The sequence below is a fragment of the Dietzia sp. UBA5065 genome (genome assembly GCA_002415925.1).
Lineage (GTDB): Bacteria > Actinomycetota > Actinomycetes > Mycobacteriales > Mycobacteriaceae > Dietzia.
The window spans coordinates 2,026-12,352 of sequence record DIAZ01000104.1 but is presented as its reverse complement, the minus strand read 5'-3'; the positions used below and the strand labels follow the sequence as shown (position 1 = coordinate 12,352).

Annotated in this window: 10 protein-coding genes; 3 read left to right on the top strand and 7 right to left on the bottom strand. The window is 70.8% G+C overall.

Annotated elements, in window-relative coordinates; all coding sequences use genetic code 11:
* From B4M60_RS07870 to B4M60_RS07855, 4 genes are all read right to left on the bottom strand, one after another.
* The coding region (locus B4M60_RS07870) for a WS/DGAT/MGAT family O-acyltransferase (protein ID WP_291081985.1) at positions 1–1,525 on the bottom strand (1,525 nt) is incomplete at its 3' end.
* A gap of 142 nt (positions 1,526–1,667) precedes the next feature.
* Entirely contained in the window at positions 1,668–1,886 is a 219-nt protein-coding gene (locus B4M60_RS07865) for a hypothetical protein (RefSeq protein ID WP_291081984.1), read from the bottom strand.
* A gap of 9 nt (positions 1,887–1,895) precedes the next feature.
* On the bottom strand, positions 1,896–4,019 hold the full coding sequence (locus B4M60_RS07860; RefSeq protein ID WP_291081982.1) for a M3 family metallopeptidase: 2,124 nt from the start codon (positions 4,017–4,019) through the stop codon (positions 1,896–1,898).
* A gap of 66 nt (positions 4,020–4,085) precedes the next feature.
* Positions 4,086–4,910 carry a TSUP family transporter gene (locus tag B4M60_RS07855; RefSeq protein ID WP_291081980.1) on the bottom strand — a complete coding sequence of 275 codons (825 nt, stop codon included), beginning with the start codon at positions 4,908–4,910 and terminating at the stop codon, positions 4,086–4,088.
* A gap of 26 nt (positions 4,911–4,936) precedes the next feature.
* Here B4M60_RS07855 and B4M60_RS07850 point away from each other — a divergent pair, with 26 nt between their 5' ends.
* A complete protein-coding gene (locus tag B4M60_RS07850) occupies positions 4,937–5,449 on the top strand; it encodes a CGNR zinc finger domain-containing protein (RefSeq protein ID WP_291081978.1) in 513 nt (170 codons plus the stop codon).
* Between the two features lie 24 nt (positions 5,450–5,473).
* Here B4M60_RS07850 and lepA read toward each other — a convergent pair whose 3' ends face one another.
* Both lepA and B4M60_RS07840 read right to left on the bottom strand, forming a co-directional pair.
* Positions 5,474–7,390 (bottom strand): translation elongation factor 4, encoded by a 1,917-nt coding sequence (gene lepA, locus B4M60_RS07845; RefSeq protein WP_349679616.1) that lies wholly within the window; start codon positions 7,388–7,390, stop codon positions 5,474–5,476.
* A gap of 2 nt (positions 7,391–7,392) precedes the next feature.
* Positions 7,393–8,115, bottom strand: coding sequence for a hypothetical protein (locus B4M60_RS07840; protein WP_291081974.1), 723 nt, complete (start codon positions 8,113–8,115; stop codon positions 7,393–7,395).
* Between the two features lie 53 nt (positions 8,116–8,168).
* Between B4M60_RS07840 and B4M60_RS07835 the strand changes: the two genes are divergently transcribed.
* A complete protein-coding gene (locus tag B4M60_RS07835; RefSeq protein ID WP_291081972.1) occupies positions 8,169–8,717 on the top strand; it encodes a type II toxin-antitoxin system PemK/MazF family toxin in 549 nt (182 codons plus the stop codon).
* A gap of 172 nt (positions 8,718–8,889) precedes the next feature.
* Positions 8,890–9,150: a 30S ribosomal protein S20 gene (rpsT, locus tag B4M60_RS07830; RefSeq protein WP_291081970.1), complete on the top strand. Its 261-nt coding sequence runs from the start codon at positions 8,890–8,892 to the stop codon at positions 9,148–9,150.
* A gap of 146 nt (positions 9,151–9,296) precedes the next feature.
* On the opposite strand, the gene holA is transcribed toward rpsT, so the two are convergent.
* Positions 9,297–10,283 carry a DNA polymerase III subunit delta gene (holA, locus tag B4M60_RS07825; RefSeq protein ID WP_291081969.1) on the bottom strand — a complete coding sequence of 329 codons (987 nt, stop codon included), beginning with the start codon at positions 10,281–10,283 and terminating at the stop codon, positions 9,297–9,299.
* Positions 10,284–10,327: the final 44 nt, after the last annotated feature.

Below are 10,327 nucleotides of genomic sequence, written 5' to 3'. Positions count from 1 at the left end.
CCTGGTCTGCAGCGGAGTCGGTGACCGCCGACGACTGGCGCCCCGACGCCTGCCGCGAGGACTTCCGTCGTTCCTTGCGCGCCGCCGCCAGCTCCCCCGCGGACCGGCGCTGGACTGTGGGTTCGCCGCTGGCCTCCCGCTCGGCCGCGGCGTCCACGTACTCCTTCATGGCCTCCTCGACCGCCTCCGCGAGCGGCCACGGGTCGGGGACGAGGTCCTTGCACGCGATGAACCCGAAGTGCAGGCTGCCGTCCAACGACATCACCGTGCAGTTCAACCCCGCACCGTGGAAGACCGGTCCCATCGGCAGCATGCTCTTGATCCTGGCCCCGAGGAAGTACAGCGGGATGTTGGGGCCCGGAACGTTGGAGATGACGAGGTTGTGGACGACGGGATGGCGCTCGGACAATCGAAGCCGCGAGTACATCCGCACGGCCGAGCCGAAGACCGAGGGCGCGGCGAACTGCGCCCAGTCGGTCAGGAGGTTGGCGTCGAGGGCGTTGGTGTGGTCCTTGGCGACCGTGTTGGCGTCGCGGATCGCCTCGAGCCGCTCGACCGGGTCGTCGATGTCCGTGGACAATGACATGAACATGCCGGAGACCCGGTTCGTGCCCGGGCGCGACTCGGCGGCGTGAACCGACATCGGGACCATCGCGATGAGCGGCTTGCCCGGGAGTGCGTCCAGGTCGTCGAGGTACTTGCGCAGCGCGGTGGAACACACCGCCAACACGACGTCGTTGACCGTCGTGCCGAAGGCGTTCTTGACCCGCTTGATGTCCTCGAGGTCGACGCTCACGTACGAGATCGACCGGTGTCCGGTGATCGTGCGGTTGAACGGCGTGCGCGGGGCGGTGAACGGCGCCGGCATGGCGAGCCCCTTGCGGGCCCGGTTGATCCACGACGGCAGCACCCCGAGGGTGCCGGGCAGCAGGGACGCCAGCCGCCACGGTGTGGCCAGCCGCGACAGGGCCCCGCCCACCGCGAGTTCGAGTGCACCCGAGCCGCCGGCGGTCTCCTCGACCAACTCCCGGTCGAGCGACGGATCGTCGGGGGTGAGGGTGCACAGCTGAGACATCATGTTGGCGCCCGTCACGCCGTCGACCGTGGAGTGGTGCATTTTGGCGAAGACGGCGACTCCCCCGTCGGCGAGCCCCTCGATGACGTACATCTGCCACAACGGCATGGACCGGTCGATCGGCTGGCTGGCCAGATGGGCGCACAGCTCCGCGAGTTCGCGATCCCCGCCGGGCTGGGGGATGCCCACCCGGTGGAGGTGGTGGTCGATGTCGAAGTCCTCGGCCTCGACCCACACCGGGTGATCCACGTTGATCAGCGAATCGTGGAGCTTGCGGCGGAACGTGGGCATGCCGGTGACCCGCCGGTTCAACTCCGCCCGGAGCGCGCCGAACGAATACCCGTCCTCCATCTCCGAGACGTCCAGGACGATCAACCCACACACGTGGAGGAGCTGGGCCCGGGTCTCGAAGTACAGGAAGCTGGCGTCCAGTCCACTCAAGCGCTGCATGGAGGGCAGTGTACGTGCGCGGGTCGTTCCACGGCGGTCGATCCCTCGACCGCTCCACGTCAGAGGACGTCGATGAGGATCCAGGCGATCACGACGAGCGCGATGAGCAGGATCAGCGCGAGAGTCACACGCGACCGGGGCATCAGAGAACCTCCTTCCCGGTCTCGGCGGTGCCGGCGGAGTCGGCGGCGACGAGGCCGCGGAACCGATGGACGAGCACGTCCGCCACCTTCTCCACCGGTACCGCGACGAGGGCGAACAGCGGGACACCCGCCGCCAGCATGATGAACACCTGGATGGGGAACGGCAGGGTGGCGAGCCAGAGCTCGACCCTGTCCCAGAACTCCAGGAACGCCGTCACGGGCTGATCCTACGACCGCCCCGCGGCCGCGACCTCACGGCCACCCACCACGGAACTGTCGAGCCCCCGGCGGCGCAGCAGCGCCGCCGGGCTCGGGTCCGACCCGCGCAGGGCGCGGTAGGCGTCGAGGAAGTCGATGGCCCCGCCCCGGGCGAGCACCTCACGACGCATCGCGTCCCCGGAGGACCGCTGCAGCCCGCCGCGGGCGGCGAACCACTCGGCGGCGTCCGCGTCGAGGACCTCCGCCCAGAAATAGGAGTAGTAGGCGGCCGAGTACCCGCCGGCGAAGATGTGCTGGAAGTACCGCGAGCGGTACCGGGGTTCGACGCCGGGGACGTCGAGCCCCGCCTCGGCGAGCACCCCGGCCTCGAACCGGTCGATGTCGGTGACCGCCTCGGCCTCCTCGGGGGACAGCGAGTGCCACGCCAGGTCGAGCAGCGCGGCGGCCAGGTACTCCACCGTGGCCTGACCCTCCCCGAAGCGCTCCGCCTCGCGCATCCGCGCGACGAGGTCCTCCCCGATCGTGTCGCCGGTCTCCACGTGCCGGGCGTAGTGCGCCAGCAGTTCGGGTCGTCGGGCCCACATCTCGTTGACCTGGGAGGGGAACTCCACGAAGTCCCGCGGCACCGAGGTGCCGGAGAACACCGGATACCGCACGTCGGAGAGCAACCCGTGCAGGGCGTGCCCGAACTCGTGGAACATCGTGGTGACCTCGTCCATGGTGAGCAGCGTCGGTTCACCCGCCGCGGGACGCGCGAGGTTCATGACGTTCACCACGACGGGCCGCGAGTCCAGGAGCCGGGACTGGTCGCGGAACGACGTCATCCAGGCACCGCCACGCTTGGTCGGCCGGGCGTAGTAGTCGAGCAACAGCAGCCCGATCCCGGCGTCCTGCTCGTCGTGGTCCTCGTCGAAGACCTCGAACACCCGGACGTCGGGGAGGTACCCCGCCAGGTCCGCGCGTTCGGAGAACCGAAGCCCGTAGAGCTCGGTCGCGGAGTACATGACGGCGTCGCGGAGCACGCGTTCCAGCTCGAAGTACGGCCGGACCGTCGCGTCGTCCACCTGGAAGCGGTCGGCGCGCAGGCGCTCGGACGCCCAGGCCCAGTCGGCGGGGTCCACCTCGCGGTCGTCCCCTCCGAGCAGGTCCTTGGCCTCGCCCCGCGCATTGGTGACGGCCGCATCCACCACGTCGAGCAGCAGACCGCGCGCCGCCTCGGGTGACCCGGCGGTCTCCACGGCCAGGACGTGCTCGGCGTGGCTGCCCAACCCGAGCAACCGGGCGCGCTCGGCACGGAGACGGACGATCTCCAGCACGATCGGGGCGTTGTCGTGATCCGGGGTGGCCCCCCGGCGCAGCGACGCCTCCATGACCCGACGCCGCAGGCCCGCGTCATCCAGCCACGCCGTGATCGGCTGCACGGTGGGCAGTCCCAGCGGGATGAGCCACCCGTCGAGGCCCGCGTCGGCGGCACCGGCGGCGAGCGTCGACCGCGTCGACGCGGGCAGGCCCGCCAGCTCGGACTCGTCGGTGACGTGGACGGCCGACTCACTGGTGGAGGCGAGCAGGTTCTCCCCGAACGCGGTGGTCAGTCCGGCGAGCCGGGTGTCGATCGCGGTCAGGCGTTCGCGGCCGGCGTCGTCGAGCCCGGCGCCGGCGCGCAGCAGGTCACGGTGGTGTCGACGGATGAGCCGGCCGGTCTCGTCGTCGACCCCGGACTCCGCCTCCGGCGACCCGTCCGCCCCGAGCGCCGAGTGGACGGCGTCGACCCGCGCGAACAGTCCCTGATCGGTCATCACCGCCGAGTGGTGCGCCGCCAACAGCGGCGAGACCACCCTGTCGATGTCCAGGCGCGCGCTCGTGGCGTCCGGCCCGAGGAGACCGTAGAAGACGGACAGCACCCGGGTGAGCGCGAGACCGGAGCGTTCGAGCGCGATCACGGTGTTCTCCACCGTCGGCGCCTCCGGGTTGGAGACGATCGCGGCGATCTCGGCCGCGTGGTCGTCGATGGCGGTGCGGATCGCCGGTTCCAGGTCCGAGTCCTCGATCGCCGCGAAGTCCGGCAGCCCGTACGGCAACGGTGACTCGTCGAGCAACGGGTGGCGGTCGGTGTCTGGGGTCGGGAGGGTCATGGGGCCGAGTCTACGTCGGCACTCCGACCGCGCCCCCTGCCCCGCGCCCGGCCCCGCGCCCGGCCGTCAGCCCGTCCACTGTGCGACGGTGTCCCAGGCCAGCTTGATCGCCAGGACGCCGATGACCACGAGGAACACGGTGCGGATGAACTCGTTGCCGTGGCGCATCGCCATCTTGGCGCCGATGAAGCCGCCGGCGAGATTGGCGATCGCCATGCAGCCGCCGAGGACCCAGAGCACCTCGCCGTGGATGCCGAACACCAGGATCGAGGCGAGATTGGTGGTGAGGTTGGCGAGCTTGGCCGCGACCGTGCCCTGGAGGAAGCCGAACCCCAGGAACGCCACGATCGCGATGACGAAGAACGACCCCGTCCCGGGTCCCAGCACCCCGTCGTAGAAGCCGATCACCACGCCGATCAGGCCGGAGCGCCAGGCCCGCGACCAGCCGGAGTGCCGCTCCTCGTGGACGCGGCCCAGCGTCGGCTTGAGATACGTGTACGCGCCCACGGCGACCACCGCCACCAGGACGACGGGGGTGAGCAGGTCCTTGGGGATGAACCGGGCCACCGACGAGCCCGCCGCCGAGCCCGCGAAGGCCGCCACCACCAGCGGCAGGACCATGCCGACGGGCACCCGGATCGTGCGCAGGTACGTCAGGGTGGCGACCAGCGTCCCCGCCACCGACGAGAGCTTGTTGGTCCCGAGGATCTCCGGGGTCGAGGCGTCCGCGGGCAGCGCGATCACGAGCGCCGGCAGCTGGATGAGCCCGCCGCCGCCGACCACCGAGTCGACCCACCCGGCGACGAAGGCCGCCAGGACGAGCGCGGCGAGCACCCACACCGAGATCCCGACGGCGGGGGACGCGGCGAGGCCCGCGAGCGACTGAGGCATGCGGACCACTGTGCTGTAATCGGTTTGTGTATATCAACCCTTACGGCGCCGATCCGGTCACCCTCGCCGCCGACCTGGCCAATCGCCGCCCCCGCACCACCCGCGAACTGGTGGACCGCTGCCGCGAATCGGGGGTGACCATCGATCGGACCGCCTCGGACGCGGACCTGGCGGAGGTCGACCGGTTCCTCGACGCGTGGCTCGTCGTCGTGGACACCACCGCGCCGCACGGGCGCGCCGACGCCCTCAACGCCCTGCTCGCCGAGCACTCGGCGCCGCCGCGGCTCACCGACCACGACGGGCACTGGCACGTGCACTACCGCGCCGACGACGTGTCGTTCGCGCGCCTGCTCACCGCCATGTTCTCGGTCGGCACCGCGCTACACCTGACCTCGCGCGGGATCGACCGGCTGGCCCGGTGCGCGGCCGACGACTGCGAGCGGGTCTTTGCCGACGTCACCCGGAACGGCCGCAAGACCTACTGCTCGACGCGCTGCACCAACCGCTGCGCCGTGCGGCGCCACCGCGCCCGGACGTGAGGGACGACGACGACGAGCCGGCGGCTACTTCTTGTCCGCGCTCGACTCCGCCGACAGCGCGGCGACGAAGGCCTCCTGCGGCACGTCCACGCGGCCGATGGACTTCATGCGCTTCTTGCCCTCCTTCTGCTTCTCCAGCAGCTTGCGCTTGCGGCTGATGTCGCCGCCGTAGCACTTGGAGAGCACGTCCTTGCGGATCGCGCGGATGTTCTCGCGGGAGATGATCTTCGCGCCGATGGCGGCCTGGATCGGCACCTCGTACTGCTGGCGCGGGATGAGCTCCTTGAGCTTGCCCGTCATCTTGTTGCCGTAGCCCTGCGCGTAGTCGCGGTGCACGATCGCACTGAACGCGTCCACCGCCTCGCCCTGCAGCAGGATGTCGACCTTGACCAGATCCGCCTGCTGCTCGCCGGCCTCCTCGTAGTCCATCGACGCGTAGCCCTTGGTGCGCGACTTGAGCGAGTCGAAGAAGTCGAAGATGATCTCGCCCATCGGCATGATGTACCGCAGCTCGACGCGGGTCTCGGACAGGTAGTCCATGCCCTTCATCTCGCCCCGCTTGGACTGACACAGCTCCATCACCGTGCCCACGAACTCGCTGGGGACGATGATCGTGCACTTGACGATCGGCTCGAAGATCTCGCGGTGCTTGCCCTCGGGCCAGTACGACGGGTTGGTGACCTGGTGCTCGGTGCCGTCCTCCGCGATCACGCGGTACACCACGTTCGGGGCGGTGGAGATGAGGTCGAGGTCGAACTCGCGCTCCAGCCGGTCGCGGGTGATCTCCATGTGCAGCAGCCCCAGGAAGCCGCAGCGGAAGCCGAAGCCCAGCGCCACTGAGGTCTCCGGCTCGTAGTCCAGCGAGGCGTCGTTGAGCTGCAGCTTGTCCAGGGCGTCGCGCAGGACCGGGTAGTCGGACCCGTCGATCGGGTACAGCCCGGAGAACACCATCGGGTTGGGTTCCTTGTACCCGGCCAGCGCCTCCTCGGCGCCACCCCGCGCGCTGGTCACCGTGTCGCCGACCTTGGACTGGCGGACGTCCTTGACGCCGGTGATGAGGTATCCCACCTCGCCGGGACCGAGCCCCGTGGTGGCCTTGGGCTCGGGCGAGATGATCCCCACCTCGAGCGCCTCGTGGGTGCTGCCCGTCGACATCATCCTGACCTTCTCGCGCGGCCGGAGCGAACCGTCGAACACCCGGACGTAGGTCACCACCCCGCGGTAGGTGTCGTAGACCGAGTCGAAGATCATCGCGCGGGCCGGGGCGTCGGGGTCGCCGACGGGCGCCGGGATCACGTCGCAGACCTTGTCCAGCAGCGCGTCCACGCCCTCGCCCGTCTTGCCGGACACGCGCAGGACGTCGCCGGGCTCGCACCCGATGATGTGCGAGATCTCCTCGGCGAACCGGTCCGGGTCCGCCGCCGGCAGGTCGATCTTGTTGAGCACCGGGATGATCTCGAGGTCGTTCTCCATGGCCAGGTACAGGTTGGCCAGCGTCTGCGCCTCGATCCCCTGCGCGGCGTCCACCAGGAGGATCGCGCCCTCGCACGCCTCGAGCGCACGGGAGACCTCATAGGTGAAGTCCACGTGGCCGGGGGTGTCGATCATGTGCAGCACGATCTCCTCGCCGACGTGGGCACCCGAGCGGGGCACCCACGGCAGTCGGACGTTCTGTGCCTTGATAGTGATGCCGCGTTCGCGTTCGATGTCCATGCGGTCGAGGTACTGGGCCCGCATGAGCCGCTCCTCGACGACGCCGGTCAGCTGCAGCATGCGGTCAGCCAACGTCGACTTGCCGTGGTCGATGTGCGCGATGATGCAGAAGTTCCTGATCCTGGCTGGATCGGTGAACGTCGTCTCTGCGAAGTTGGGAATCTCGATCACTCCTGGGGGCGGGCCCGGACGTGGCTGGGTGCGGTCCGACCGGGCGATGACTCCCATTGTCACATGTGTGGACCCCGGATACGCATCACGTACCGCCCGGTGGGGATCGCATCGACCGTGCCGTCATCGAGGAACCGTGCGGTCGAGGCGCCCATGGCCTGCATGTTGGCCGCCATGCGGGCCTCGTCGCCGGGGGCACCGAAGAACACCGTCAGGTCGGTCGCCGCGGCGAGCGGGAGGACCTCCTCCACGATCGCGTCGATCCGCGGCGCGTCCTCGGTGAGGGCCCGCACCACCACGTGCTGGAGGTAGCCACTCGTGGACTGGGTGTCGACCGCGACCGTGGTGTGCTCCTCGAGCCACGTGCGCAGCCACTGTTCGCGCTCGATCCGCTCGGGCCGGCGCAGGATCGCGATCTGGGACATCCCCTCGCACCGGTCCCCCTCGGTCGGGTCCGCGATGGGGAGCGGCTCGGACGCCGTCACCGACCACGCCGACACCGGACCGATCGCCCGCGCCCCCTCGAGCAGATCCGCCAGCGCCGTGGCCGAGGCGACCGGCACGCGGGCGCGGACCACGGCGAGCACGGGCCGCTCGGTCACCTGCACGTCGATCATCGCGCCGGCCACCGCCTCGTCGCGAACGTTGACCAGGTACCGCTCCACGCCCAGCGCGGCCAACGGCCCCTCGACCGCCGCCCCGATCCTCGACCGCAACCCCGCCGGGTCCCCGGTTCCCGCGTCCGCATCCGACGCCCACACGATCACGCACACCATGTCCATAAGTCACGATCTTAATCCGCGCCGGTCGGGAGCACCTCGTTACCCTGGCATCCATGGCAATCGACTGGTCCCGCATGGGCCGCTCCGCGCTTCGGATGGGTCAGAGGTACGGACCGACGGTGGCGCGCGAGGTGCGCAGGCGCCTCGATGAGCGCGGCCTCTCCCCCGCCCTCTCCCGCGACCCCGGCGGCGGGGGCCGGCCCACCACCACCGGCACCGCTCACACGTCCAGCCGCGCCCGGACGATCGCGTACGCGCCCGACCTCGACGGTCGCGCGGACCCGGGCGAGATCGTGTGGACCTGGGTGGAGTTCGAGGAGAACGACGGCCGCGGCAAGGATCGTCCCGTCCTCGTGGTGGGCCGGGACGGGGACCGTCTGCTCGGCCTCCAGCTCTCGTCGCGGGACAAGCGTGCCGACGACGAGGGGTGGCTGGGGCTCGGCAGCGGGCCGTGGGACCCGGAGGGCCGACCGAGCTGGGTCCGCCTGGACCGCGTGCTGGACGTGCCCGAGGCCGGGATCCGGCGGGAGGGCGCGATCTGCCCGCGGGAGAGGTTCGAGGAGGTCGCCGGCCGGCTGCGGTCGGACTACGGCTGGCGCTGACCCACGGCCGGCGGGGGATCGCGGAGCGTTTTGGCCGGTGACACCGCCGCTGGTAAGGTGGGCCGTCGGTGTCCACCGGATCACGTTCCACGTGTCCGGACGGACTAGAGACATGACATCAGCTCGGCGGGATCCTCAGGGCCCCGCCGACACACGACCGAAGGTGCGACGAGTGGCCAACATCAAGTCCCAGATCAAGCGGAACCTCACCAACGAGCGCAACCGCCTCCGCAACCAGTCGACCAAGTCGGCCCTGCGCTCCGCCATCCGGAACCTGCGCGAGGCCACCGAGGCCGGCGACAAGGCCAAGGCCGGCGCGCTGCTCGTCGCCACCTCCCGTCAGCTCGACAAGGCCGCCACCAAGGGTGTCATCCACCAGAACCAGGCCGCCAACAAGAAGTCGGCGCTCGCCAAGGCCGTCAACGCGCTCTGATGCACTCCCCGGCGCCTCTCCCCTGAGGCGCCCAGCCCCGCGGCGGCCACCGCCGCGACGCGGCTCCGAGGGCCCACCCCGCACCACCCGAGTGCGCGGCGTGGGCCCTTGTCGTTGTCCGCGGGCCGGGCCGTTGTCCGGCCGGCCTAGCCGACCCCTCCCGAGGCGGCCAGCGACCCCACCCGTCGGATGGCGCGTTCCAACGCGTAGGACGTGTCCTCCGCCTGCCCCTTGACCTCGCCGTTCAGACGTGCCACCACCTGCAGCGCGGTGCCCAGCGTCTCGATGGACCAGTGCCGGGTCTGGGCGGTGACCTTCTTGACCTTCCACGGTGGCAACCCCTGACGGGCCAGGTCCGCGGGGGCGGCGCCACGCTGGGTCCCGACCAGGGCGATCGAGTTGACCGCGTCCGCCAGGGCGTCGGCGAGCACGACGTGCGGGACCCCCGTGTGCATCGCCCACTCGAGCGCCTCGATCGCCCCGGCCACGTCGCCGACCACCGCCCGCTCGGCCACGGTGAAGCCGCTGATCCCGACGACCCCCGAGTGGTAGCGCCGCACCGCCTCCACGTCCACCTTGCCGCCGGTGTCGGCCACGAGCTGTCCACAGGCGGAGGCCAGCCGGCGCAGGTCGGTCCCCACCGCCTCGACCAGCGCCTCGCAGGCCTCGGGGGCCACCCGGACGTCCAGCCCGCGGAACTCCGAGCGGACGAAGCCCACCACGTCCATGTGTCGGGAGAGCTTGCCGGCGGCGTGCTCCTCCGCCCCGGCCTTGCGCAGGTCGGGGACGAGCGTCTTGGCGCGTCCTCCGCCCGTGTGCTGGACCACCAGGACCGTCTCCTCGGGCAGATCGTGGGCGGCACCCATCACCGCCGCCTGCGCGTCCTTGCCCAGCTCCGCCGCCCCGGTGATCACCACGATCCGGGCCTCCCCGAACAGGGACGGGGAGAGCAGCTCGAACAGCTGCGGCGCGCTGACCTCCGGCCCACCGAGACGGGAGACAACCGGCGGTTCCTCCCCGGCGGGTGCGGCCGCACGCACGGACGCGACGATGCCCATCGTGGCGCGCTCGGTGAGGAACTCGTCCTCCCCGAGAATCAGGTGCAGCGCATGCGGACCGGACCCTGCTGCCATCCGCCGCTCTCCTCGTCGTCGTCACCGTCGATGTCACCGTCGAT